This is a genomic window from Mucilaginibacter angelicae, assembly GCF_042434235.1.
Classification (GTDB): Bacteria; Bacteroidota; Bacteroidia; order Sphingobacteriales; family Sphingobacteriaceae; genus Mucilaginibacter; species Mucilaginibacter angelicae.
On sequence record NZ_JBHLTS010000075.1, the window covers coordinates 85,832 to 110,121 of the forward strand.

24 protein-coding genes are annotated in these 24,290 nt (G+C 42.7%); 10 read left to right on the forward strand and 14 right to left on the reverse strand.

Annotated features, from left to right (window positions below):
• The first annotated feature begins 123 nt into the window (after positions 1–123).
• A complete protein-coding gene (gene metK / locus ACFFGT_RS25510) occupies positions 124–1,374 on the forward strand; it encodes a methionine adenosyltransferase (RefSeq protein WP_377025342.1) in 1,251 nt (416 codons plus the stop codon).
• A gap of 442 nt (positions 1,375–1,816) precedes the next feature.
• A complete protein-coding gene (locus ACFFGT_RS25515) occupies positions 1,817–2,335 on the forward strand; it encodes a hypothetical protein (protein WP_377025343.1) in 519 nt (172 codons plus the stop codon).
• 373 nt (positions 2,336–2,708) lie between these two features.
• Here the strand turns inward: ACFFGT_RS25515 and ACFFGT_RS25520 are convergent, their stop codons facing one another.
• The 5 genes from ACFFGT_RS25520 to ACFFGT_RS25540 all read right to left on the reverse strand — a co-directional run bounded on the left by ACFFGT_RS25520 (position 2,709) and on the right by ACFFGT_RS25540 (position 7,829).
• Positions 2,709–3,359: a hypothetical protein gene (locus ACFFGT_RS25520; protein WP_377025344.1), complete on the reverse strand. Its 651-nt coding sequence runs from the start codon at positions 3,357–3,359 to the stop codon at positions 2,709–2,711.
• A 253-nt stretch (positions 3,360–3,612) separates the two neighbouring features.
• Entirely contained in the window at positions 3,613–4,530 is a 918-nt protein-coding gene (locus ACFFGT_RS25525) for a bacteriophage abortive infection AbiH family protein (protein ID WP_377025345.1), read from the reverse strand.
• A 222-nt stretch (positions 4,531–4,752) separates the two neighbouring features.
• Positions 4,753–5,328 carry a hypothetical protein gene (locus ACFFGT_RS25530; protein ID WP_377025346.1) on the reverse strand — a complete coding sequence of 192 codons (576 nt, stop codon included), beginning with the start codon at positions 5,326–5,328 and terminating at the stop codon, positions 4,753–4,755.
• 186 nt (positions 5,329–5,514) lie between these two features.
• Complete coding sequence (locus ACFFGT_RS25535) at positions 5,515–6,444, reverse strand: hypothetical protein (RefSeq protein ID WP_377025347.1); 930 nt, start codon at positions 6,442–6,444, stop codon at positions 5,515–5,517.
• Positions 6,445–7,064: 620 nt separating this feature from the next.
• The gene (locus tag ACFFGT_RS25540; protein ID WP_377025348.1) at positions 7,065–7,829 is read right to left on the reverse strand and encodes a hypothetical protein; all 765 of its coding nucleotides are present in this window, start codon (positions 7,827–7,829) and stop codon (positions 7,065–7,067) included.
• Positions 7,830–8,039: 210 nt separating this feature from the next.
• On the opposite strand from ACFFGT_RS25540, the gene ACFFGT_RS25545 reads away from it, so the two are divergent.
• The 4 genes from ACFFGT_RS25545 (at position 8,040) to ACFFGT_RS25560 (ending at position 10,830) form a co-directional block, all read left to right on the forward strand.
• Entirely contained in the window at positions 8,040–8,432 is a 393-nt protein-coding gene (locus tag ACFFGT_RS25545) for a hypothetical protein (protein WP_377025349.1), read from the forward strand.
• 205 nt (positions 8,433–8,637) lie between these two features.
• On the forward strand, positions 8,638–9,120 hold the full coding sequence (locus ACFFGT_RS25550) for a DoxX family protein (RefSeq protein WP_377025350.1): 483 nt from the start codon (positions 8,638–8,640) through the stop codon (positions 9,118–9,120).
• Between the two features lie 74 nt (positions 9,121–9,194).
• Positions 9,195–9,941: a sulfite exporter TauE/SafE family protein gene (locus tag ACFFGT_RS25555; RefSeq protein ID WP_377025351.1), complete on the forward strand. Its 747-nt coding sequence runs from the start codon at positions 9,195–9,197 to the stop codon at positions 9,939–9,941.
• A 67-nt stretch (positions 9,942–10,008) separates the two neighbouring features.
• Positions 10,009–10,830, forward strand: coding sequence for a DUF5995 family protein (locus ACFFGT_RS25560; protein WP_377025352.1), 822 nt, complete (start codon positions 10,009–10,011; stop codon positions 10,828–10,830).
• Here the strand turns inward: ACFFGT_RS25560 and ACFFGT_RS25565 are convergent.
• Positions 10,814–11,131, reverse strand: coding sequence for a hypothetical protein (locus ACFFGT_RS25565; protein WP_377025353.1), 318 nt, complete (start codon positions 11,129–11,131; stop codon positions 10,814–10,816). The genes ACFFGT_RS25560 and ACFFGT_RS25565 overlap by 17 nt on opposite strands.
• A 270-nt stretch (positions 11,132–11,401) precedes the next feature.
• Between ACFFGT_RS25565 and mnmL the strand changes: the two genes are divergently transcribed.
• The 4 genes from mnmL (at position 11,402) to ACFFGT_RS25585 (ending at position 16,200) form a co-directional block, all read left to right on the forward strand.
• On the forward strand, positions 11,402–12,358 hold the full coding sequence (mnmL, locus tag ACFFGT_RS25570) for a tRNA modification radical SAM protein MnmL/YtqA (RefSeq protein WP_377025354.1): 957 nt from the start codon (positions 11,402–11,404) through the stop codon (positions 12,356–12,358).
• Between the two features lie 390 nt (positions 12,359–12,748).
• Positions 12,749–13,981 (forward strand): acyltransferase family protein, encoded by a 1,233-nt coding sequence (locus ACFFGT_RS25575; RefSeq protein WP_377025355.1) that lies wholly within the window; start codon positions 12,749–12,751, stop codon positions 13,979–13,981.
• Positions 13,956–15,332 carry an acetylxylan esterase gene (locus tag ACFFGT_RS25580; protein WP_377025356.1) on the forward strand — a complete coding sequence of 459 codons (1,377 nt, stop codon included), beginning with the start codon at positions 13,956–13,958 and terminating at the stop codon, positions 15,330–15,332. Before ACFFGT_RS25575 ends, ACFFGT_RS25580 begins: the two co-directional genes overlap by 26 nt.
• Positions 15,333–15,351: 19 nt before the next feature.
• Positions 15,352–16,200 carry a hypothetical protein gene (locus ACFFGT_RS25585; protein ID WP_377025357.1) on the forward strand — a complete coding sequence of 283 codons (849 nt, stop codon included), beginning with the start codon at positions 15,352–15,354 and terminating at the stop codon, positions 16,198–16,200.
• 56 nt (positions 16,201–16,256) lie between these two features.
• Here the strand turns inward: ACFFGT_RS25585 and ACFFGT_RS25590 are convergent, their stop codons facing one another.
• The 8 genes from ACFFGT_RS25590 to ACFFGT_RS25625 all read right to left on the reverse strand — a co-directional run bounded on the left by ACFFGT_RS25590 (position 16,257) and on the right by ACFFGT_RS25625 (position 24,199).
• On the reverse strand, positions 16,257–16,724 hold the full coding sequence (locus ACFFGT_RS25590) for an SRPBCC family protein (RefSeq protein WP_377025358.1): 468 nt from the start codon (positions 16,722–16,724) through the stop codon (positions 16,257–16,259).
• Positions 16,725–16,877: 153 nt separating this feature from the next.
• Positions 16,878–17,714 (reverse strand): sulfurtransferase, encoded by an 837-nt coding sequence (locus ACFFGT_RS25595; protein WP_377025359.1) that lies wholly within the window; start codon positions 17,712–17,714, stop codon positions 16,878–16,880.
• Positions 17,715–17,773: 59 nt separating this feature from the next.
• Positions 17,774–18,247, reverse strand: a complete 474-nt coding sequence (locus tag ACFFGT_RS25600) for a ribonuclease H-like YkuK family protein (RefSeq protein ID WP_090533971.1) — start codon at positions 18,245–18,247, stop codon at positions 17,774–17,776.
• A gap of 800 nt (positions 18,248–19,047) precedes the next feature.
• A complete protein-coding gene (locus tag ACFFGT_RS25605; RefSeq protein ID WP_377025360.1) occupies positions 19,048–19,779 on the reverse strand; it encodes a lysophospholipid acyltransferase family protein in 732 nt (243 codons plus the stop codon).
• A 39-nt stretch (positions 19,780–19,818) separates the two neighbouring features.
• Positions 19,819–20,379, reverse strand: a complete 561-nt coding sequence (locus ACFFGT_RS25610) for an NUDIX domain-containing protein (protein ID WP_377025361.1) — start codon at positions 20,377–20,379, stop codon at positions 19,819–19,821.
• Positions 20,380–20,584: 205 nt separating this feature from the next.
• The gene (locus ACFFGT_RS25615; protein ID WP_377025362.1) at positions 20,585–22,306 is read right to left on the reverse strand and encodes a HAMP domain-containing sensor histidine kinase; all 1,722 of its coding nucleotides are present in this window, start codon (positions 22,304–22,306) and stop codon (positions 20,585–20,587) included.
• 2 nt (positions 22,307–22,308) lie between these two features.
• The gene (locus tag ACFFGT_RS25620) at positions 22,309–23,436 is read right to left on the reverse strand and encodes a sensor protein KdpD (protein ID WP_377025363.1); all 1,128 of its coding nucleotides are present in this window, start codon (positions 23,434–23,436) and stop codon (positions 22,309–22,311) included.
• A gap of 196 nt (positions 23,437–23,632) precedes the next feature.
• A complete protein-coding gene (locus tag ACFFGT_RS25625) occupies positions 23,633–24,199 on the reverse strand; it encodes a K(+)-transporting ATPase subunit C (RefSeq protein ID WP_377025364.1) in 567 nt (188 codons plus the stop codon).
• Positions 24,200–24,290: the final 91 nt, after the last annotated feature.

Genomic DNA, 24,290 nt, shown 5'->3' on the forward strand with positions numbered 1-24,290 from the left:
GCTCCTTTTACGATGGGGCCGGATTGCAACCACGTAAAAAAGTGCTAAAACCATGCTTCTTTTTACCGCTCGATCCGTCTTAAAACCCTCCCAGTCGATTTTTACTTTACTTATTTAAATTTTATGTCATATTTATTTACTTCAGAGTCCGTATCGGAAGGTCACCCGGATAAAGTAGCTGATCAGATCTCGGACGCGCTGATTGATCATTTTTTAGCATTTGATGCCGAATCGAAAGTTGCCTGCGAAACCCTGGTAACCACAGGCCAGGTTATTTTAGCCGGCGAAGTAAAATCAAAAGCCTATCTGGATGTACAGAAGATTGCCCGCGAGGTGATCAACAAGATCGGGTACACCAAAGGCGAATATATGTTTGACGGCAGTTCATGCGGTGTGCTATCGGCCATCCACGAACAATCGCCTGATATTAACCAGGGGGTTGACCGCACCGCCAAAGAAGAGCAGGGTGCCGGCGACCAGGGTATGATGTTTGGTTATGCAACCGTTGAAACCGACAACTATATGCCGCTTGCCCTTGATATCGCCCACGCCTTATTAATTGAGCTTGCAGTTATCCGCCGCGAAAACAATGAGATCAAATATCTTCGCCCGGATGCAAAATCACAGGTTACTTTGGAGTACAGCGATGATAACAAGCCGCAACGTATCGACGCCATCGTTATATCAACCCAGCATGATGACTTTGACGAAGAGCAAACCATGCTTGCCAAGATCAGCGCCGATATCATCAGCATCCTGATTCCGCGTGTTAAAGCTAAATACCCTAAATACGCTCACTTCTTTAACGACGATATTAAATACCACATTAACCCTACCGGTAAATTTGTTATCGGCGGACCGCATGGCGATACCGGCTTAACCGGTCGTAAAATTATTGTGGATACTTATGGTGGTAAAGGTGCACACGGTGGTGGTGCCTTCTCGGGCAAAGATCCTTCAAAGGTTGACCGCTCGGCGGCTTATGCTACCCGTCATATTGCTAAAAACCTGGTTGCCGCCGGTTTGTGCGATGAGGTACTGGTACAGGTATCATACGCTATCGGTGTTGCACAGCCAATGGGCATCTATGTAAACACTTACGGTACTGCCAAAGTTGACCTGCACGACGGCGACATTGCCAAAAAAGTGGAAGGCATTTTTAACATGACCCCATACGCCATTGAAACCCGTTTTAAACTGCGTAACCCTATCTATAGCGAAACCGCAGCTTACGGACACTTCGGCAGGCCTAACGAAACCGTTATCAAAACTTTTGTTGGCCACGACGGCAGCAAGCTTGAACGCGAGGTTGAACTGTTTACCTGGGAAAAGCTTGATTATGTTGACCAGGTTAAAGCAGCTTTCGGGTTGTAATTAGCTACACCTATATAATATAAGGCAATAGCGACGGGGGTACCTGTCGCTATTGTTGTTTTAGAGAAAAATTATAAATTCTATTCTCCTCCCCCGTCAGCAGATAAGTTTCGGACGAAAGCGGGCAGAACGATGGTGGCTTTGTGCGCAGGAAAGAGCATAGCAAGTTTTTGCAGAAGCGGGGCTAAGAGCGGGCGAAGCAGGGCAAAATAATTGCAGCCCGTGGTTCTGCCCGGTTTGCAGGGCAAAGGCCCTGTGCGGCAAAGAAACCTTTCTGCTGACTTGACTTTTGGTTCTTTTTGTCAAGAAAAAGAACAAAGCCTACCCGCGGCGATTGAGCGGGCCGATGATGTTATTACAACATAAGTTAGTTGACTCTCGCTTTCCTTATTAAATTATAAATCCATACATTTATCACCCAAAATCCCCGAACCTAATTTAAATGCCCGATAACACCCGGAACGCCGTAACCGCTATCCTTTATTTTGCTGTATCAGTTATAATAACAGCCTGGTTCATTGAACAAAAGTTTGGTTATGTAGCCACACCCGATGTTATATTATTATCTAACATTGTTGCAGCCATTAAATGGGTGATAATGGTTATAGCAGCCATGGTACTGCTTAAAGGTAACAAATGGATTTTTATACGGCGTATAGCATTTGCCAGCCTGGCGGGCAGCTGCGCTATGTATTCAACCTATGCGTTCAGGTTTTTGCCGGTTAGCAGCTGGCAGCAGTTTACCTATGCCATGGCTTTAGCCTTGTTGGTAATGACCATATTCTTTTTTAAGGCGGTTATGAATACCAAACTATCGCTTAAATGGTTTGCCGTGTGGATGGTTTGCCTGATCATAAGCGTGATAGTGCAGGTTAAAGTGGTATTCGGTTTGCACCCGGGGCTTGTGAAAAATGAGGTGTCCCATTTTTTTGATTCCCCGAAAAAAATTGAAATTTCCTGATCCCTCTTTTTAAAAAAACGTAGTTGTCCCATTTTTTGAGAGCCGAAACGTGGAACAGGTATTTTCTGAAACACATTAAAAATCAGTAGTTTAACATTTACGGTGAAACATTGTTAATATTTGATTATCAGCCATTAAACCTTTTGGGAGTAATTTTTAATACTTGTTGCCGGGCGGTTGGAGATGAGTTTGTCGGCGGCGAACAGGGTGTTGGTGGTTGCGGGGAGATAGAAATAACTATAAAGAAAAATTTGTACGTATATATACGCTTGTGAATAAATGAATACACATAAGCTCTCGCTACCTTCATTTGTTGCTTAGATGAAGACAGCTCTGTTTATGCCTGTCGCTCGGTAAACTATTCGAGAGAGATTTACCAAATTCCTATCCAGTTCTCTAAGTTACGCTTAGTTTCATCCACAGCGAACCACGTGTTGACTCGTATTTCGCTGTACTCATCATACGCCGCTAAATAATGAAAATGGATTCTTTCTCCTTCCCTGAGATCTGGTACTAAGGTTGATAAACCATTTGATTGAATACTTGTAAAAGATGTGGTAAAATCTAAAGCGTCTTTATATCTTGAAGGCATCCAGTCATCATTTAAAGCCCTATAATGCATTACCTCACCATCTTCAGATCCAATATGGGTTATCCAACTATCATTATTAGCAGCAAAAGAATCCAAATGCTCACCAGGATCACTGCCAAGCAATATTACATCTGTAGCTATATCACTTATTAGACAATTTAATTGTAAATGTTCAACTTCCCCGCTTTCTTTAGTTATTCTCCATATCCATCCTTGGCAATCCTTAACTGATTCTCCATTGTATAGTGGCAGCCTTCGCTTGAACGTTATGACTTCTACGATATGAGACAAGGTTCTGTAGATAACAGATCTCCCATTTTCGTAAGTGTTGTGTCCCATCAAGATAAGTGTGCTATATGTACTACTGATACCGCATTTAACGATTCCTATCGGTGTCGGAAAGCTTTGCTCTATTAGTAAATGATTGAACATGATTTGAATCAATTAGTGATAAAGCTAAAGAAAATACAAGCATAATTTCTCCTATCATTGAATCATAAGCACTCTTTATCCATCTTTGGTAGCTTATAGCTTTGCTTATGCCTGTACCTCAGAGGACACATTCTGGTGCGAATATGTAGGGGTTGGGGGTGAGATATGAGGGCATTCGAGACTTTCAGATGCCATGTCTCAAAAGGTGATGCCTTAATCAACTTTTCGACTTACTTAATCCGATTAATCTCGCTTAAAATAACTTCGGCTGAATGGTGTAAAAATCCCTTGCTAATATATGTTCGGTTTTTGCCGGATTCAGCCCAAGATCATCTGCTGCCTTCTGATGTTTAATCAGATCTTTATTATCATGGTAACTGATTCGCCACCTTACTTTATCTGCATCTGTTTTGGCAACGATCTTTTCAAAGTACCCATAATCGACCTCAGACATGGAATGGCCGATCACATGAATCTCTTCAATCAATGTTAATGAATCGAAAAACTCTGCATTATCCTCAATGATTTTTTCTGTAGGCTTATAAGTTACTTTAAAATATTCGTCCAACAACTGGTTTCCCTCATAAATACGAACATCGATGCCTTCAAGATCAGAGGTATTATTAAATGATGTACCTTCTGTATTTCTGCTGTGGCCCAAGATGAGTTGCGAATCCTTATCAATAGCTTTATTGTGGATGTATTTGATATCTACATGGTCAACATGATAAACACGCTCCAGAGTAGGCGTATAATTAAAGGTCAAGAATAGTTCATGAATTTGGATACCTAACCGATTATCTCCAGCAGTGGGTGGGATCTCAATCTGCAATATCCATTGGGTGAAAGCCTCTTTAAGTTCCTTCGTGATCCGATCAATGTTCTTTCCAAGTTCATACTGGTAATCGTGATTTCCGGACTCACTCCAGTTCTCCGCACCGTAATCCTGTAAATAAGCCATCGCATCTTCCACCATATCATCTGTGTTCAGCTCGGCGAGTGCAGCCTCAAAATCCGACCATAACATTTCTGAATCGAAATACCTTTCAAGTGTATCGAAGAGTTCTTTGTTGTTTTCTTCAACAAACTCTCCGAAGTTCCAATAACTTGATTTGATCCCGTGAGCCAAGTCAAATCCGTTTCCTATTATGTGAAGTATTTTTTTACTCATATTATATTAATTTTAACAAAAATAGTACTTATTCATTGCATAAGTAGTTAAAAATTGGCCGATCAATAAAGCATGACATATTTATTTTCGGCAGTAGCCAGTTGGAATATCCTGCTACCACAAGCAAATTCAACACTCAGCATATTTACCCATCGCTGGCGGCACGTATGCCCCGCATGCTTAGTAATTCCATCACAACTACAAGGCACCTTACAACCTCCATTAACTTCTATCTTCCATCTGCTTTTTAGCATCACTCATGCTCATCAGCAAATCGCCGGTTTTTTCTTTCAGGATCTCCTGTACTGCAAAGTAATCATCATCGCCAAGTTCCTGGCGGCCCAGTATGAAAAGTAAACTATCGTTTTCTTTCAAACTTAGCAGGATATGATTTTTGTAAACCTCAAAAGGTTTAAAAAGCTGCCAGTTAAAGCTATATGCTTTTTCATGATCGTTATAGGTTAACCTATCGGGAGTAAACGTGTAAATAGCTACAACATTTTCGGTGGCCTTCAGTAACTTGGCCTGCGCTTTGCTCCGCCTTGAAAATTTAAAGCGGCGCTCAAAAAAGCCCATCCAAACCAGCAGGATATAAATTAAATAAGCACCCGTTAACGCAAGTCCGGTTATTTCCTTGTGATCATTTAAAGCCCACACCATTAAAAAACATACAATACCAAAAATGGTGAACCATACATTACGGCCATAAAACTTCTTAGCGTAATAATCCTGGTAAATGCGGCGACTTTGTAAAAAATGATCGTAATTAAAAGGGATAGTTATAATTTTTTCGGACACGTGCTTTAAGATTTTGGTGCCGAAAGATACTTATTTTGTTTAACCGGGCGATACATGAACCAAAACAAAAATCCGCCGCCCTGCTATCGCAAGTAATTTTTTTTATGAAATGGCTTATAGGTTACACGTGGCGCGCGTGCACCGGCGAAAGCGTATGTAAAACATTACCAAAGGGCTTGCTATCCCCTAATCTTCTTCAATATCAAACTGTTTTTTCAAGTAATCAAGCAGCTTAATGGCGTCGTTCTTTACCCTCAGGTTGTCGGCAAGCAGCTCCTCGGTGTTGATCCTGATCAATATCATATCAGCACTTAACTGGTCGATATCCTCCTGCGATAAATTTCGGGGTTGGGGGCTTGCCTGCGGATGTTTTTTAAAAGCGGCATCCAGCGAGGCGCCGGTAAAATGCTTAAGTAAAAAAGGGTCGATGAAACTTCGCTGGTATTGCAGGGTAATATCCTGAACCGTATGTCTCAGCTCAACATGTTTTTCGTACTCCGAAATGTAACTTATAATTTTTGAGCTGGAAAACTGCTTTAAATGGAGTTCATATTTGATGGCATTAATTGCCCCCGCCGATTGATGAAAGGGCCACATACTATGTGATGCAACTACAAGCTTTTGAATATGCCCGATCTCCTCCTTTTTAAAAGGCTGTTGTAACAAGCTAACCAGCGTATCGTTAGCTTTACTTATTTTCAGCTCCTCCCGGTAAATTTCGTTTAACTGGGTTGTGTCGGCTTTAATATCCTGTGCAAGCTGCGCGGTAAGTTCTTTTACGTGCTCGCTGTTGGTTATGCTCTCCCTTATATTTTCGGCAATAAAACCCATCATTACCGCTACAAATATCATAAAGCCTTCAAGCAGGTATTCTTTCCAGGGTTTAGGCTTATGCTCCAACTGGGGATGGTGATGTACTTCCATTTCGTTTTGTATTGAAGGATGTTCCGGATTTGAGGAAGAGGCCAAAGCTGTTGTTTCAGTGCTTTGGATACTTTGAGGAGCGGCGGCAGGTACTGCGGCATTACCGGGCTTTTTCCGGGCTACAGCCTTAGTACTTTTAGGCCGGGTTTTATCAGTTGCCTCACCGGCACCTCGACGGTTATTTTTAGCCATATGCCCAAAGCTAAATATTTTACTATTCCCTTTACAAATAGTATTTGCAAAATCTATTATTGTATATCTTCTTTGCCGCTGCAACCACAAGCAAATTCAACACTTAGCATGATTACCACAAGGCACAGCCTTGCGGTAGCGTAATCACATATTTTAAGGTGTATCGTCAACAAAAAAGGCTAACCATTTCTGATTAGCCTTTTCACATAATTACCCCGTTTAACCTGTTACATTTAACATTCATTTTCATCGGTACTGTTAGCGACGAAAAAACCACATATTGCGCTTGCACTTAGTGCTATTAATAAAGTTATCATGGTGTCGAATCTTTAGGTGAATAATTAATTAATACTATAATAGTACGAATAAAATTCACTATAGTTTTACTAAATAGCTGCTTTTTAGTATCATAGAGGCACTTTTACAATTATCATTACATCAAGGTGAGAATATTAAAAGTTTATTAGTATTATGGGCAAACCTGCAATAAAATTCAAATCAATTTTATCCAATTATTCCTTCCATGAGCCAAAATTTAGCTTAATGCCCTTTCAACTAACAGGAACTGCACCGGAAATGGGTAATACTTTAGCGGGAAATAATATTTATTACGCTATAAGTTACAGTGTATTCAAAGCTTTATAAAGGTCTGTTGCATTGGCAACGGTATTATGCATATTGTCCAGTTTCATCACCTTTTGTAAAAAATCCTGGATTTTAGCTTTATTAACTTTTAAAACATTGCCGTGCATGTTTTGCAGCACAACCACTGTATTAAAAATGCCGTTGGCGTTGTTCATGTTTCGTAAAGCATAATCAATCAATGGTGGTACAATGCTTGCGGTTTTATACCAGTTCACCATAATATCATTGGCGCTGTTTGTACGGGTAGAGCTGTTATCAGAAAACAAGCCTGCAACCAATTTAACCTGGGTACTGTCATATGCGCTTTGATATTTTTTGGTATTTGCAGGATCTGAAGCAATGGCCGTTTTTAAAAGCTCCGGGGCATCATTCGGCAATACCTCTGTAATTACTTTAGCTGCATAAACACGTTTTTGCGGATCGGGGTTGTTCACCATAATATCCAGCAGTGGGGTAACAAATTTATAGGTTTCCAGTCGCTGGTTTTGTATGGATAGCTGCATTTGCTGCTGATATTGCTGATTGGCAAGCACATCATGATCTCGCGATTGTTCCATATCCTGCTTCTTAATGGCCTGCGAAAACCAATAGCCTGATGCGGTAATAGCCAGCGGCAAAAAGATTGACGAAAAAAACTTAAGCCAGAAATCCTTTTTCTTATCCTCGTCTGAAGTTTCTTTGAGTCCGGCAAGCTCTTTTTTCAGATCGTCTATCTCTTTTGTCAGTTGTTCTGCAGTCATAGGTGTAGGTTAAATTGAGGGCATCAACAAAACTCAATATAAATATAACCCATTAATTAATAACGCGGTACATTTTATTAATTCATTATTAATCCGCGGTTAAGAGCAGTTTTCATACAATCTCCCCTCCTTCATCATCTTGTTACAAAACCCTTCTTTAAAACATGTTATCTTTGTAATACAGCATTAAACATTGCCTCCAAAACAATCATGACACACGGAAAAAGCATCAAATCCATACGTTCATCACTAAGCCTGATGATGATGGTGATTTTCCTGGTGCTTGGCTATTGCCCGGTAAGGAATACTTTATGCTCAATTGCCAATCATTCGCCCCAAAGCAAGGAGCAAAAAGCACCGCGCGATATAAAGGCTGTTGTTGATGAAGTATGTAACGCGTACAATAGCGGCGATAAAATAATCCCTTACCAGGAAGCCGCCTCAAAAACAGCAGTTCCTTTGCTTTTGGCAATTATTGTAGCGGCGGTGTTTTTTGTGGGTATCGGTCTGTTAAAAAAGGTTTCTGTTTTATACCGCAACATTGCTACCCGCAGTTTAAGCCCCATCCCACTTTACCTTGCAAACAGGGCCCTCCTGATCTGAACACCCCCTACCCTTTTTATGCTTATTGCTCTGCAGGCTTTTGCCTTCCGGTTTAATAAAGTATTTCTGATTAGCCTTTAAGGCTATCTGTATTCACAAATTTTCGTAGTTATTTGGTTTAGCCTGTCATTGTCCCTGCCATTCGCAGCGACAAGCATAAACGGCGGACCCCAATAATTATGGTATATCAATTATTTTTTCAATCATGATAAACAATATTTTTTCTATAGCCGGAAAAAACTACCAACAACCGGCACCCCTGCTTTTACGCATGGCTATCGGTTTCGGCTTTATGGCCCATGGCTGGGCAAAACTAACCAAAGGCCCCGAAGCTTTCGGAAACCTGCTGGCCCAGATCCATGTACCTTTCCCTCATGTTATGGCATGGATCTCTACGTTAACTGAACTCGCTGGCGGCCTGACCATTTTTATCGGGTTATTTGTAAGCATAACCGCTGTGCCGCTTATCGGCATTATGCTTGTTGCCATGTTCGGCATTCAAATTCATTATGGTTTCAGTTCGGTAAAAACCATAGGCTTAACACCCGCAGGACCAGTCTTCGGTCCGCCAGGTTATGAGATCAATTTAATTTACATCGCCGGACTTATCGCATTGCTCATTTCGGGAGGCGGCAGGTTTTCAGCAGACTCTATGTTAATGGCAAAACGTCGACAGCTTAAATCGTAATAAATAATAACTAACAAACTATTGATCATTAACTCTCTGGGGTAAATGATCAATAGTTTCTATTAAACATCAATATGGATACTGTTTTCATTTACATTTTTATCATAAGCTTTATAGCAACACTGGTACGGTCGACCTTTGGCTTCGGCGAATCGCTGGTAGCTGTACCTTTACTTAGTATCTTTATCCCCATCGGCGTGGCCGTTCCGCTTTCGGTACTCATTTCCGTTTTAGTTGCATTGGTAGTTGTGATACAGGACCATAGCAAAATTCAGTTAAACAGTGCTAAATGGCTTATCCTTTTTGCTATCCCGGGCATCCCCATCGGTTTACTGATACTGATATACGGTAACGAGTTTTGGGTAAAGACAGGGCTTGGCGCTCTGATCATCCTGTACTCCTTATACGCCATGTTTGGCAAAAACACGTTCCGGCTGGATAACGACAATAAGTTCTGGCTGTTTATCTGCGGCTTTCTTTCGGGTGTTTTGGGTGGAGCTTATGGCGTTAACGGACCGCCACTGGTTGTTTATGGTAATATGCGAAAATGGAACGCTAAAGATTTCAGAGCAACACTCCAGGGCTACTTTTTGCCGGCAAGCTTAATTGGGGTAACAGGCTATATTTTCAAAGGGTTAATTACCGCCGAAGTATTGAAGTATTTCATGGTATCGCTGCCCGCTGTTTTCCCTGCGATATTTTTAGGCAGATACCTGAACCATAAACTTAACAACGCGACATTTTTCAGGTACGTATATTGGGGCTTATTGCTCATCGGGATCTTTTTAATTGTGTTTTGCCTGTCTGGCATAAAAACCTGATGTACAAGCCATCAACAAAAACCATATCTTTAAAGCAACCAAATTGCCTGAAACCTATCTGCCTGTTATGGAACCTATTGCACAAGCTCAAACTATTAACCAGATCATTGAACAACTGGAAGCCATTATTGCCGATGCTATAAAAACCGATAGCCGGGCCGGGTATTTTGCGGCCCTTTATCATAAAGTTACCTGCAAGGTGAGGGAAGGCATCCAAAACGGTGAGTTTGAAAACCCCGCCCGCATGGAACAACTGGACGTGATCTTCGCCAACAGGTATATCACAGCCTACCGATCCTGGCAGCAAAAACAGCCTTGTTCCAATTCATGGCAGCTGGCTTTCAGTATTTTTAGCAAACCGTCAAGACTGGTATTGCAGCACCTGCTCATTGGTATGAACGCACATATCAACCTTGATCTGGGCATTGCCGTTGTTGAATTAGCGCGGAAACTTAACCAGCCCTTAACCGAAGTTCATAACGATTTTAACTCCATCAACACCATTCTTTCGGCGCTTACTTACGAGGTGATCAGCGAATTGAACCAGATCTCCCCGCTGCTGTCGCTGGCTGGTCTGCACGCACAAAATAATTCTATACTGATCCAGTTTGCCCTTGGCAATGCCCGTGATGGTGCCTGGTGCTTTGCCGAAGATCTGTTTACCCGCACCGGGGAGGATTATCCGAAACAGATAGTTAGTCGTGATAATGATATAAATAAACTGGGGCTGGGGATTGTTAACCCTGTGGGCATGCTGCGCTTTACCGTATGGGTAATCCACCTGTTTGAAAAACGTGATCCGTCAAAAATAACCCAGATCCTGAGCACTTATAAAAAGACCTATTTAAAGGTGAATCAAATTAAGACTACAATCAAAACGTTCGTTTGATATTATAAGCCACCAGGTATTGTTGGGTATCTTTAATAACTACAGATTTACCTGCCGGCAGTTCCATACCATTAAATTTAACAAGCTTGCCCTGCACAAGGGAAAGGATTGTGGGAACAGTTTCTGCAGCCATTGGCACCGACATAAGCGGATAGTAGATCTTTGCAAGTTTTAGTTTGTCTTTTTCGGTAACAAGGTGTACCTGCCAAAAGTCTTCCTTACCAAAGCCATATTCGCTGGCGCAATTGTCAAGGTCATATACAAACTCACGGGCCTGCATTTCTGATGATTTAGCGGCCATCTACTTAATATTTAAATTGGGGTGAATAATTGGAGCGATGGAGGGAATGGATTTCCTGGTAACAGGAGTATCTCCTGGCTTTTTTAGGCTCATATGCTTTTTAATTAAAGAACGTGTTGTGTCAAAGCTAATCATTTATAAAATGGTAAACGATTATATTAATGGTAAGGATTTTGGATGTAAATCCCTCATCATCAAAAATCACTATCTTTGCCACCTGATCGGTGAAATCAACTGTCAATCAGAGGAATCATCAAATAAAAAAGCAAAGTGGAACAGCAAACAATAACAACCTGGGAAAAAGGCTATAACAATTACGGGCCCTGGCTCAAAGAGAAATACAAAGGCCACCGCGTATTTAAAGTAATTGTTGATGGCGGTTTTACCTGTCCCAACCGTGATGGCTCAAAAGGCTATGGTGGTTGCACCTATTGTAACGTTGATTCCTTTACCCCATCGGTTAGCCGCAATGCACCCACTGTGAGGCAACAGGTTGAGGAAGGTATGGAGCGTGCCCGTAAAGGCAACAAGGCCGATAAGTTTATCATTTACTTTCAGCCTAATACCAATACCTACGCCCCGGCGCACTACCTTAAAATGATGTATGACGAGGCCCTGAGTTATGGTACTGAAGATATTGTTGGTCTTTCGGTAGGTACCCGCCCTGATTGTATCGACGCTGAAAAAATAGCCTTGTTGGAAAGTTATACCGACCGTTTTGATGTCGACCTTGAAATGGGGATGGAAAGTATCTACAACGATACCCTTAACCAGATTAACCGCGGCTGCAGCCATGAAGAACTGGTGAAAGCCCTGAGCCTGGTCGAAAATTCAAAACTTGATATTTGTGTGCATACCATTTTCGGTTTCCCATGGGAAACTAAAGAGATGATGTTAAAATACGCCGATGAGATTAACCGTTTTAAACAGATCAGGTTTGTAAAATTCCATCACCTGCACATTGTTGAAGGTTCGGTAATGGGCGTAAAATACAAACGCGAACCGTTCCACCTATTCGGCATTGACGAATATGCCGATTTCCTGTGCGAACTGTTACCTCTCGTTCGCCCGGATATCGTGATCCAACGCCTCTTCGGCCTCAGCGACCGCGAACTGCTTATCGCCCCCAACTGGGGATTGAAAAAATCAGAGATCCAGTATTATATTGATCAAAGGATTTTGAGCAAAGGTGTGGTGCAGGGAAGTGGTCTGAACCTGGATTTATAGGATTTTAGGATTAACGGGATTTTTATACCATACCAAAAACGGCGCTAAAATAGCCACGCGTCATTGCGAGGTACGAAGCAATCCCCAATAGGCAGAGCGGCTATGCAAGTTCATCTGTACAGTTCGCGATTGCTTCGTACCTCGCAATGACGATGTTATAAAAACGCTTGGAAAACTTACGAGTCAACAAGATCCATCAATTCTAAAAATCCCCCCAAATCCTGGTTCTGGTTTAACGAATAAGCAAATCATTTCCTTCCCCGCTGCCATTAAAAACTGCTACTGCTGCTTAATACTGCCATTCATCAGCCGTTACCTGTTTAACTTGGTATCCCTTTTGCAAACAATTACGTATAAATAAATTGATCTAAAAGTTAAAATACGTCTGTTTTGTCACAAAGAGCGCAATCCAATTATATTCCAGCGTTAACCGGTGTAAGGGCCATGGCCGCCTACCTGGTTTTCATCTCGCATTTTGCGTATATATTTGATGAAAAATTTCCCCACTCTGTGCAACGCTTCTTTAACGAGTTTCATATCGGGGTTACTATCTTCTTTGTGCTTTCGGGTTTTTTGATAGCCTTCAGGTATTTTGATAGTTTTAAATTAACTAAAGAGTGGTTTCTGCAATATCTCAAAAACCGGGTGGCGCGCATTTACCCTATGTACGCGTTGCTTACCATTGGCGCATTTATAGCTTTTCATTTTACTCAAAATCAAACCGTAACAGCGGGGCAAAACCCGGTGGTTATGTTTTTCATGAACATCGTTTTTGTGCGCGGTTTTTTTGACCAGTTTAAGTTTACAGGCATAGCTCAAGGCTGGTCGCTCACGGTTGAAGAATGCTTTTACTTTTCGGCCCCTTTTATTTTCCTGATAGCTACCAAATACAAAAAATTTTATATCCAGCCTATTGCGGTTACCGGCTTAGGCGTTGTACTCGTATTGATCTTTAGTCATGTCAACTGGTTTGGTTTTTTCGGCAACTTTACGTTTATGATGCTCTACACCTTTTTAGGCAGGTGCTTTGAGTTTTTTGCCGGTATTCAGCTGGCACTCATAGTCCGCAAACAAAAACAGGATGGTACAAGCAAAAAGAAGTTCACTTACCTGGGCTTTTTCCTGATATTTTTTTGCGTGTGGATCATGTCCACCTTAACCATCCCAAAAGGGTACGAAGCCGGCTTACATAATCCCTGGGGCATTGTAACCAATAATTATTTGCTGGCTACGGCAATTGCCATTTTCTTTTACGGTCTGCTTACCGAAACCACCCTGCTTAAAAAGTTTTTAGCACACCCCTTTATTGAGCTCCTGGGCAAAAGCTCGTACATATTTTACCTCATTCACTTAGGCTATATTTATAACGTTATTCTTGAGGGCACCAACCATCTTAACGATTACGTTTTTGAGCTTTATGACAAATGGGGACTTGATTGGCATTCGCCGTTTGAGTACGATAGTTTAAACCTTTTATACGCGTTCATCGTTTTAAATATCATTTCCATAACGCTGTTTAAATTAATAGAAGAGCCCCTTAATCATTATATCCGCAAGTCTGATTTTCTGATCAGGAATAAAACACGTAATCCCGAAAATGAATCAGCCAGGATTAAAGTCTAACTATAACATGGTAAAAAATGCTAATAAATTACTGATCATGGCTTTCGCTTTATTGGTAATGCTTGCCGCCAGGCCCGCCATAGCCCAGGAGACCGAAAAAGAAGCGGCCGAAACTAACGATAAAAGCGGCGGTGACGATGAAGTGTCAACAGTATTAACCATCAACAATAAGGAAGGCGTATTTAGCTCTACCGCCTCGTTCAGTTTCGAAATTAAAAACACTTACAACACCAACCAGCAGGGCACCATATCGTACAACATCACTACAGATAAGGGACAAATTATTAAAACCCTGTCGAAACCGGTAAGCCTTGCTAAAAAAAGCACCTCTAAATATGATTTTGACGTGCCTGCTTTAAAAACGGGTTTTTACAAGCTTAACATGATGATTAATGTAAGCGATTATGACGATACTACCCGTCGTGCTTTTGGCATCAGGCCGGATGAAATCAGATCGCAATATGCCAGGCCAGCCGATTTTGACCAGTTTTGGCAAACGGCTAAGGATGAACTGGCAAAGGTGAAACCTAACTACAAAATTACCGAGCTCCCATCCATGAACACCGAAAACCGCAAGGTTTACGAAATAGAAATGAAATCATTGGATAACCTTACCATCCGGGGTTACATGACGGTACCTATCAGCAAAAATAAAGACAAGAAATTTTCGGTACTGCTTGGCTTGCCCGGTTACCAGGTAAAGCTATACCCTATAGTAGGCCTCGACCCCGACCTGGTGATCATCACCCTGAATACCCGCGGACAAGGTACCAGCCGCGATGTGATCCATACCGAGCGCGATGCTTTTATCTCCTATCATATCGAGGATAAAAACAAATACGTAATGCGCGGCGTAATTATGGACTGTGTGCGCGCCGTTGATTTTATTTATGCGCAGCCCAATTTAAGGCATGATCAGATTTTGGCAACCGGCGGCAGTATGGGCGGTTATTTATCCCTGGCACTTGCAGGTCTTGATCATCGCGTTACAATTTGCTCGGCACAAAACCCTATCATGAGCGACATCCGTAATTTGGTTGGCTCTGCTGAGTGGCCTATTAACGACATTAAAAAATATGTTTTAAGCAAACCCGGTGTAACTTTTGACCAGGTACTAAGTAACCTTGACTATTATGATACCAAAAACTTTGCAACAACTATAAAATGCCCAACAATTTTAGGCTTAGGCCTTCTGGACCCTTATGTACCGCCCAATAATGGTTATGCAGTATTTAATTCCATGCATACCGATAAACACTTAATGGTATTTAAAAACCTTGCACACGAGGTTAGCCAGGTGTACAAGGATTATGAGGGCCGTTGGATGCGCGATACATTCGGTTTATTTTAAACTATTAAAACCTACACACATGACCTTGAAAAATACTTTATCAAAATGCTTGTTTGCAGGGATAGTGTTGCTTGCCATAGCTACAGGTAAAAGTTATGCCGGTGGCTTCCCGGTAAGGCCAGGCAGGATCTCGCTATCACCATCGTCAACGTACTTTTTTGCCAATAAAGCCTGGGATGCCGACAGCCATAAAGGCGCCTTTGCCAATAACGGCAAGTTCAGCTCATGGAGTTATTCTTTATATTCAGAAGTTGGTTTAAGCCGTAAGTTTACCCTATCGGTATTAGCACCTTATGTAATGAACACTTTTAGTACAGATCTTGGAACCAGCAAAAGTTCGGGTTTTCAGGACCTGGAGGTAGGCATCAGGTACTATCTTGCCAACATTAATTATAAATATTACTTCAGCTTACAGGGCACGGCCATTTTACCCATGTACACCAACACAGCTTTGGGCTACAACCAAAAAGGTGCAGAGCTTAAACTGGCCTTCGCAGGAAGCGGGCATTTATTTGGTAAAAACTCATTCTTCATCCTGGAAAACGGTGTACGCGAATACTTTGGTTATGAAAGCGTTTTCCAGGACAGGTACAACGCCACATACGGTTTAACGCTCGACAAAAAATTCCGTGAGCAGATCTCACTAAGTGTTGGCGGTTTTTATGCCACCAGTATCAATAAGGATTTTAATGTGAACCCAAGCGCCAGTAAAAACTTTGCCTTTAACCAGGTATCATTAAGTTATGGGCATGCGTTTGCTAAAAGCCTCTCGTTGTTTTTAACCGGCGGTTCATTTGTTACCGGGCGTAATACCGGTGCGGGTACCAGCTTTTCGGCATCGCTTAATTACCGGATAGATACGAAATAATTTCGCGCTGCCACGCTATCGCTCTCAATGACATGGAGGTGACTCTGTAGCAGATGTTACAACTTCCCAAACAAATCTTCAATAGCCTTGATGCGATAATCAAATATCTGCTCCACCTTGCTTTTAACAAAAACAGTATTTGCCAACCTGCCCATTACTCCATAAGGAATAGCATAATGCAAAAGATCAGTCATGTGTACGCCGCCTTCAATTATTTTAAAATGGTGCTGATGGTGCCATAAAGCATAAGGGCCGAAACGCTGCTCATCAACAAAATACTTTTTATCATCAACATGAGTGATCTCCGTCATCCAGTTCATTTTGAAGCCCGCCAGCGGTGATATTTTATAGGTAATGATCATCCCGGCATATATCCTGGTTGTCTCGGTATAATCAGACGTTACCACAAAACTTATGTCATTTGGCGTGATCTTAGCGAGATTTAATGGCGATGAGAAAAAATCCCAAGCCTGATCAATGCTGATGGGAATAGATTGTTCTCTTTTTAAAACGTATGTTTTCACAATGGGGTAACAAGGGGTGAGGGTAAGTGTTTCGATGAAGACAGCCATCTAAAATAATGTCATTGCGAACGCAGCGTGGCAATCGCATGCTCTACAGGGCGGCCCTGCATCCGTGCGATTGCTTCGTGCCTCGCAATGACATAGTATCTATTTCTACCGCTCTTCCTTCCCTATCGGCAAATCCCTTCTTGACCATTCGCTCCAGGAGCCAACATAAAGCTTAGGACCGCTGATACCTGCATAATCCATACCCAGCAGGGTATGGCAGGCTGTAACACCCGATCCGCAGTGAACAATCACCTCGTTATGCGCTACATCGCCAATGGCGGCATCGTAGGCCTTGCGCAGCTCATCGGCAGGTAAATACTTACCATCAGCGCCAAGGTTGTTGATATAAGGCAGGTTTAAAGCGCCGGGAATATGACCGGCAATTAGATCTAAAGGTTCTGTTTGACCCAAATAACGTGGCGTTTCACGCACATCAATTACCAATCGTGAAGGATCCTGTGCAGCTTCGCCGGCTTCCGCTATCTCAACAGTGTTTGCATACTCGTGCGTTACCGGATACGGATCAACCGCGGCAGGTGTATAAGCTTCGGTGCTTAAGGTTATACCGGCATCCTTAGCGGCCTGTAAGCCCCCATTCAGTACCTGTACATTTTCATGTCCGATTGCCCGCAGCATCCACCATAAACGCGATGCACTGAATGCGCCTGATTTATCATCATAAACCACCACATGGCTCCCGGGCGTAATGCCCCAGTTACCCAGCAATACAGCAAACTCCTGTATATTGGGCAGCGGGTGCCTGCCGCCAAAGGCGGGGTCATCGGGTTTAGTGGTAAGGTGCTGATCAAGGTCGGCGTATATGGCGTGGTTTAAATGGCCTGCCAGGTAACGCTGGTAAGAGTCCTGCCCTCCGCGGGCATCAATAAGAATAGTATCCTGTGCGGCTAAAGCCGGGTCGTTGGTTTCAATAAGTGGCGACATAGGTATATCTGATATATTTTAATATCAAATATAGATACACGCTTTTAGTTTCGGCAAATTTACTGCACTATTTTATTGGCGCAGTATGAACTTGCAAAAGCCTCGGGTTTGGCCTTAAACACAAAACCCATGCTCAGGATGTAACCCATAGCCTCATGTAAGGCAGCGTTACTTTTAAACATAGGGTTGGTGTTAATGTCGGCGTGTACCTCAAGCTCCACATCATAAAGGTCAAGTAAATCGCAAAGCTTGTAAGCAATGTCGATAGACTTTTGAACTTCGCTCAGCATCCTTTCTTTAATGCTCATTTTTTGCGAAGTACGCTCCTGGTGTATGAACATAAATGCGCCGCGTTTTTCGCGCAGAAAAACAATCACTGTTGCAAAATCTGTTACAGATCCTTTAACTTGTGAGTCGGTGCCGATACATACTTTGAGCTTGTTACCGAGGAGGGCTTCGCGTTCAATTGCCTTTTCAACCTCTTCCATAATGGGCGATTGGATTACTTCGCCGCTGAATTTTCTCCAGGTCATAAAAATTATTTTAGGTAAATTTTAGGCGACCTTTTTATGGGTCTATAAAAATAAGCGATTTCATTTCATATTAACGTAAATAACGTGTGATTTATTTGTTAACATTTAACTGATTATTAACAGGTTAATTGCATTTTGGATATCGAATTTGGGAATTTCGATATCAGATTTTTTCTAACGCGGGAGTTTTGCGATCACTGGTCGAAGTTTAGCGATAGCATAACTTCGACCTAAAACTGGGCAAGCATTCTGCTTACGAGGATGAAAAGTTGAATAGTACAGTTAAGCTTTCGTCCCCTTAGGGGCTCTCGCAGATTTAAGTTAACCCACAAAATCAATAGTCAAATTGGGTAAAATGCGTGAGTTGAGCCCCTCTGGGGCTCGGGTAAGGGATGGGACGTTTTTTTCCTACAAACCTTTTCCCCCTCTGGGGATTTTTATAATTGCCCAAGGACAGATGCACCAGAGGTGCAAAAGGTTTGTAGCTGATAAAATAGGAATATCCTTTGCCCCAGAGGGGCAAAACACAGCGCCTTGCTGTTTAAACGACAAGCAATTTTGTGGGTTAACTTAAACTCGCAGACGACCCTGAGGTCTACGATGCTCTTAAGATCCCATAATTATTGCAGCTGGCATGGTGTAGAACATCAGGGTCCTCTGTTAGAGACCCCTGATGGGACGGAGAATACAAAAAATGTCACTGCGAGGAGAAACGACGAAGCTATCGCATACTATACAGAGCGGCCACGCTACCGTGCGATTGCCACGCTGCGCTCGCAATGACATGTTTTTTAACCAAATCAGGCTAAAAACGCCTTAATCCTGTTTTCGGCTTCAAGCACCAGTTCGGCTACGGGAGTTTTACCTGGTTCAATGGGTTCAAGCACGGTCCAGGTTACTGGTGTAAAAGTGTTAAGGGGATAATAGCCATATTTCATAACCTTCCAGGCATTATTAATTGCAATAGGAACAAGCAATGCATCAGGACATTTTTTAAGAATAGCAGCAATACCGGCCGAGTGAAATGCTTTAACCGCGCCATCCTTTGAACGTGTGCCTTCGGGGAAAATCACAGCTGACCAGTTATTTGCCTTCATACGCTCACCTAATTTCATCAGTTCAGTCATAGACTGGCGGGAGTCTTTCCTGTCGATATTAGCACCTCCGCCATGTTTAAGGTTATAGCTGATGGAGGGAATATTTTTGGTAAGCTCAATTTTAGAAACAAACTTGGCGTGATATCTGCGCAGATAATAGATAAGCGGGGGTATATCAAGCAGGCTCTGGTGATTGGACAAAAATATAATAGGCCGGTCAAGCGGCAAATCCCGTTCATTAATAAAAGTTACAGTATCGCCCAGTATATAAAAAGTGCTTAACAGGCATAAATTTAATACATCAACAACCTTTTTATGCGCCGAGTAGCCAAACACGCGAAAACAGATCCACTGGATAGGATGAAATATAACCAGGAACAAAGAAAATGCGATAGCGGTAAACGGTGTTAAAATATAGCCTAATAACTTTTTCATCAATGGGCAAAGTTATATTTTTTTCAGTAAAGCGGTAATTTACAAACGGTTTTCTGTAAGCAGCAGCTGTACCTTAAGCACTGCTGCAACGGTCATGGCATCGGTAATTGTGCCATCGCAAACCATGCGGTACATTTCGGCAAAAGGTACTTTTTTGATGATCAGCTGCTCGGTTTCTTCAGGCTCGGCCTCAAACTGCTCAAGCCCTTGGGCCAGGTACAATATGCTCAATTCATCGCTTACCGAATTGCTGAGGTGCAGACGCTGGATCTCTGTCCACTGTGAGGCTTTTAAACCCGTTTCTTCCAGTAATTCGCGTTTGGCCGATTCAAGCGGATCGGTACCTTCAGGGCCGCCGCCTTCGGGCATTTCCCAGCTATACTGGTTTAATGGAAAACGGTACTGACCAACAAGATAAGTATTCAGCTCATCATCTAAGGGCAAAACGCCGATAGCCAAATTTTTATAATGCACCTTTCCGTATATGCCCGGATTGCCTGCCGGGTTAATAACCTGGTATTCGGTAAGGCCAATCCAGGGGTTATCATAGATATTTTTTTCGGATGTTATTTTCCAGGGATTGTCTTCGGGGTGATGCATGGCCTAAAAATAAGGCATTGGCATTTGATTGGAGAAATAAATTAGTTTTTTGTTTTTTCCCGTCAACCCATCGCTTATAATAATTAAAATCGTCATTGCGAGGCACGAAGCAATCCCCGATTAGCAGAGCGGCTAAGCAAGTCACTCTGTATAGTTCGCGATTGCTTCGTGCCTCGCAATGACGGTGAAGATGTTAGTTAGTATCTTACGCCGCGGCTATCGCCCTTTTCAGCGTGAAATAAAATGTACTGCCCGAACCTATTTCACTTTCCACGTTGATCTTGCCTGCCTGGGCCTCAATAAAATCCTTGGCAATGGCAAGCCCCAGTCCTGTGCCGCTTTGCTCAGATGTGGCATTTGGTACTTTAAAATAACGCTCGAACAAACGGGGCAGGTATTGGTCTTCAATACCCTTGCCATGATCAGTTACTGAAAACTCGATCTCATCATTTTTATGCTTCTTAACTACCAGCTCAACGGTCGATTTTTCGTGACTGTATTTTATGGCGTTCGAGAGCAGGTTGATGAGTACCCAGGTAGTTTTATCCAGGTCGGCATGTACTTTAGGCAAGCTTTCATCGCATTTCACTTTAATGTCTACCTGCTTTTGATCGGCAATAAACTTAATGGCCTTCACTGCATAATCCACAATATTTTGAGGGTGTGTGCTGCCAAAGTTTAATTGCAGTTTACCGGTTTCAACCTGGGCCATGTCCAGCAGTTCACCAGTGATCAGCAGCAACCTGCGGGTATCCTCGTCAATATTGGTGATCAACTGGCGTTGTTCGGGGTTTACCTCACCAATGCGCTCATCTTCCAATAGCTTCAGGCTCATTTTTATGGATGAGATCGGCGTTTTTAATTCGTGCGATATGGTGGCGATGAAGTTGGTTTTGGCCTCGTCTAACTGCTGGTACTCAGTAATATTTTTCAGGATGATCACTTTACCTATTACTTTATCCCTGCTGCTTACCGATAAGGATTCGCGCGAGTAAAAACCTTCACGCTCATCGGCAAAAATGCGGAGCTTAGCCTGATCGTTCACCAGCAGCTTGCGCATCAGGTCATTCTCTATCGCAATATCAGGTGCATATTTACCATTAAGCTGATCGGCCTTCATGCCGATGAGGTTACAGGCTACCTGGTTGGCAAATATGATAATACCTTTTTCATCCAAACCTATAATAGCATCCTGCATGGAGTTAATAATGGTTTCGATCCGTTTTTTCTCAAACAGGATGCTGGCCAGGTTACTGTTCTCAAATTCATCAAGCTTGCGGGTCATGGTGTTAAAAGCCTGCCCAAGCTCACCAAATTCATCATCCGATTCAAAATGGATCTGCTGGTGATAGTTTTTGTTGGATACTTCTTTAATCCTGGCCGTAAGCTCCTTGATAGGATTGGCAATATATCCCGGAAAATTAACCGCGAAGCTGAATGCCACCAAAAACAAAAACGCGCCTAAAAACGCCACCAATAGTGAACCACGTTTTGAAGTAGCGTTAGCCACATCATTTTTGCGTGATATGGCATCCATATTAAGCTTCATGATGCCATATAGGTGCTGATGTAACCTGCTCCGCAGCTGATTTTGTACAGCTTCGGTGTTATTGGGCTGTTTAAGTTTTTCATAGGTGGCGCTTGCCGAATCGGTAAGCTGCTGTTCGCCTGCTTCGGTAACATTGCGCTGCTGCAAGACCATATTTTGATCAATTGCTTTTACCTGCTCTGGGGTAAAACTACCTGTATGCGAATCTAATGTGGTTAGCACACTTTGCGCATACTGCACGCTTTTATAATTATCCTTCAATATGGCACCCGCATCGGCAGATAACCGGTTAAGAAAATATATCGACATTCCGCAGCAAATTAATGCCAGTACAAACAGGAAACCGATGCCTGAACGGAGTTTGTTTTTTATAGTCATGGTTATGAAAGTATTACAAGATCAATATCAGTTTTCGACATTTTATTCAGTAGCTGTGTAAACACGGCTGTTTTCATGATAAGCTGGTAAAATTTAAACCGCGGCTTGCCAATGCAAATCGTGGTGATATCATATTTTTCGGCCGTTTCCCAAATGGTGCGGGCCACATGATCGTCTTTTACCTTCAACACCTCGCCGCCCAGTTGTGTGGCCAGCTTCATGTTATTGATGAGGTGCCTTTGCGCGGCTAAGTTAATTTTATCGCTGCTTTCGCGCGAGGTTTGTACGTACAACAAATACCATTTGGAGCGATAATATGACGACAACCTTGCTGTTTTACGGATAATGATCTTAGCCGACTCATCATTGGTACTGATACAGGCCAAAAACAGCTCGGGCCTCAGCTTAATGGTTTTAGGTACTTCAATGTCAATCTTCCGCTCTACCTGGTGGGCTACCTCACGCAGGGCCAGCTCACGCAATTGCAGGATCCGCTCTACCTGGAAAAAGTTATTCAGCGCCGTTGGTACCTTTTTCTGATCATAGATCTTACCTTCTTTAAGCCGGTCGATTAACTCATCGGCAGTAAGGTCAATGTTCACCACTTCATCGGCCAGTTGCAAAACTTTGTCCGGCACCCGCTCGTTGATAGTGGCGCCGGTTATCCGTTCCACTTCTTCGTTAAGGCTTTCCATGTGTTGTATGTTCACCGCGCTGATCACATTAATGCCCGCGTTCAGGATCTCCAGCACATCCTGCCAGCGTTTTTCGTTACTGCTGCCCTCAATATTGGTATGGGCCAGTTCATCAACTATAACAACCTCGGGCCGTAGGCTAATGATGGCTTTTAAATCCATCTCCTCCAGTTCCTTCCCCTTGTAAAACAGTTTGCGGCGCGGTATTATGGGCAGGCCTTCCAGCAGGGCATGGGTTTCTTTGCGGTTATGGGTTTCAATGTAACCGATTTTCACATCAATACCGTTACGCATCAAAGCCTGGGCCTCCAACAGCATGCGGTAGGTTTTGCCTACCCCGGCGCTCATGCCTATATATACCTTGAACTTCCCCTTGCGCGATTTTTTGATCAGCTCCAGGAAATGCTCTACCGATTGTTCTTTGGTGTCTTCCATACCCCCTGTAAGTCTCTCCGCCAATTGGCAGCGGGACTTTAAATTTATTAATTTATTTATTCTCTGCCGCGGGTTTAGTGCAGCGCAACTCGTGGTGTGCCATAGTTTCAGTTTTCAACTGAAGGGATGTAAGTTAAAAACTTACATCATAGTTCACCACGAGTTACGCTGCACTAAACTCGCGGCAGTTTATTTTTTACTTTTTCAACCCATCAAGCGCCACATTCAATTTCAATACATTCACCTTAGCCGGGCCAAACAAACCTAACAAAGGTTGTTCGGTATGCTCATCAACCAGTTTATTCAAAACATCGGCCGATAAACCGCGAACTTTGGCTACACGTGCTACCTGTACTTTTGCACCAGCCGGCGAAAGATCAGGATCCAAACCACTGCCTGAGGCAGTAACCAGTTCGGCAGGGATCTGTGAGCGGGTTACGCCGGGGTTATGTTTCAGGAAATCTTCAATACGGCCTTCAACCTGTTTCAGGTAATCGGGGTTTGAAGGGCCTTTGTTTGAACCTCCCGAACCGGCAGCATTATAATCAACTGCCGATGGACGGCCCCAGAAATATTCGTCTTTAGTGAATTTTTGACCTATGTTGGCATAACCAACTACACGGCCTTTGTAACTGATGGTTTCACCATCGCCTTTGCCAGGGGTAAATTTACCAATACCTGCTATAGCTAAAGGATATATGCCTGCTGTTAATACAATGAGTATTAAAGTTAGCTTGATAGATGGCAACAAATATGTTTTCATTTTATTTAATGTTTAAAGATGAGTTTGGAAGCGTGAGGTTTTTACGGATGGCAGTTAAAGCTTATCTGTCGCCTTAAACCCATGCCCCACG

Excerpts from the sequence above, each read along its gene's own strand:
- metK (WP_377025342.1), top strand. The coding sequence starts at position 124 with ATGTCATATTTATTTACTTCAGAGTCCGTATCGGAAGGTCACCCGGAT.
- ACFFGT_RS25515 (WP_377025343.1), top strand. The coding sequence starts at position 1,817 with ATGCCCGATAACACCCGGAACGCCGTAACCGCTATCCTTTATTTTGCT.
- ACFFGT_RS25520 (WP_377025344.1), bottom strand. The coding sequence starts at position 3,359 with ATGTTCAATCATTTACTAATAGAGCAAAGCTTTCCGACACCGATAGGA.
- ACFFGT_RS25525 (WP_377025345.1), bottom strand. The coding sequence starts at position 4,530 with ATGAGTAAAAAAATACTTCACATAATAGGAAACGGATTTGACTTGGCT.
- ACFFGT_RS25535 (WP_377025347.1), bottom strand. The coding sequence starts at position 6,444 with ATGGCTAAAAATAACCGTCGAGGTGCCGGTGAGGCAACTGATAAAACC.
- ACFFGT_RS25540 (WP_377025348.1), bottom strand. The coding sequence starts at position 7,829 with ATGACTGCAGAACAACTGACAAAAGAGATAGACGATCTGAAAAAAGAG.
- ACFFGT_RS25545 (WP_377025349.1), top strand. The coding sequence starts at position 8,040 with ATGACACACGGAAAAAGCATCAAATCCATACGTTCATCACTAAGCCTG.
- ACFFGT_RS25550 (WP_377025350.1), top strand. The coding sequence starts at position 8,638 with ATGATAAACAATATTTTTTCTATAGCCGGAAAAAACTACCAACAACCG.
- ACFFGT_RS25555 (WP_377025351.1), top strand. The coding sequence starts at position 9,195 with ATGGATACTGTTTTCATTTACATTTTTATCATAAGCTTTATAGCAACA.
- ACFFGT_RS25560 (WP_377025352.1), top strand. The coding sequence starts at position 10,009 with ATGGAACCTATTGCACAAGCTCAAACTATTAACCAGATCATTGAACAA.
- ACFFGT_RS25565 (WP_377025353.1), bottom strand. The coding sequence starts at position 11,131 with ATGGCCGCTAAATCATCAGAAATGCAGGCCCGTGAGTTTGTATATGAC.
- ACFFGT_RS25580 (WP_377025356.1), top strand. The coding sequence starts at position 13,956 with ATGAATCAGCCAGGATTAAAGTCTAACTATAACATGGTAAAAAATGCT.
- ACFFGT_RS25585 (WP_377025357.1), top strand. The coding sequence starts at position 15,352 with ATGACCTTGAAAAATACTTTATCAAAATGCTTGTTTGCAGGGATAGTG.
- ACFFGT_RS25595 (WP_377025359.1), bottom strand. The coding sequence starts at position 17,714 with ATGTCGCCACTTATTGAAACCAACGACCCGGCTTTAGCCGCACAGGAT.
- ACFFGT_RS25600 (WP_090533971.1), bottom strand. The coding sequence starts at position 18,247 with ATGACCTGGAGAAAATTCAGCGGCGAAGTAATCCAATCGCCCATTATG.
- ACFFGT_RS25605 (WP_377025360.1), bottom strand. The coding sequence starts at position 19,779 with ATGAAAAAGTTATTAGGCTATATTTTAACACCGTTTACCGCTATCGCA.
- ACFFGT_RS25610 (WP_377025361.1), bottom strand. The coding sequence starts at position 20,379 with ATGCATCACCCCGAAGACAATCCCTGGAAAATAACATCCGAAAAAAAT.
- ACFFGT_RS25615 (WP_377025362.1), bottom strand. The coding sequence starts at position 22,306 with ATGACTATAAAAAACAAACTCCGTTCAGGCATCGGTTTCCTGTTTGTA.
- ACFFGT_RS25620 (WP_377025363.1), bottom strand. The coding sequence starts at position 23,436 with ATGGAAGACACCAAAGAACAATCGGTAGAGCATTTCCTGGAGCTGATC.
- ACFFGT_RS25625 (WP_377025364.1), bottom strand. The coding sequence starts at position 24,199 with ATGAAAACATATTTGTTGCCATCTATCAAGCTAACTTTAATACTCATT.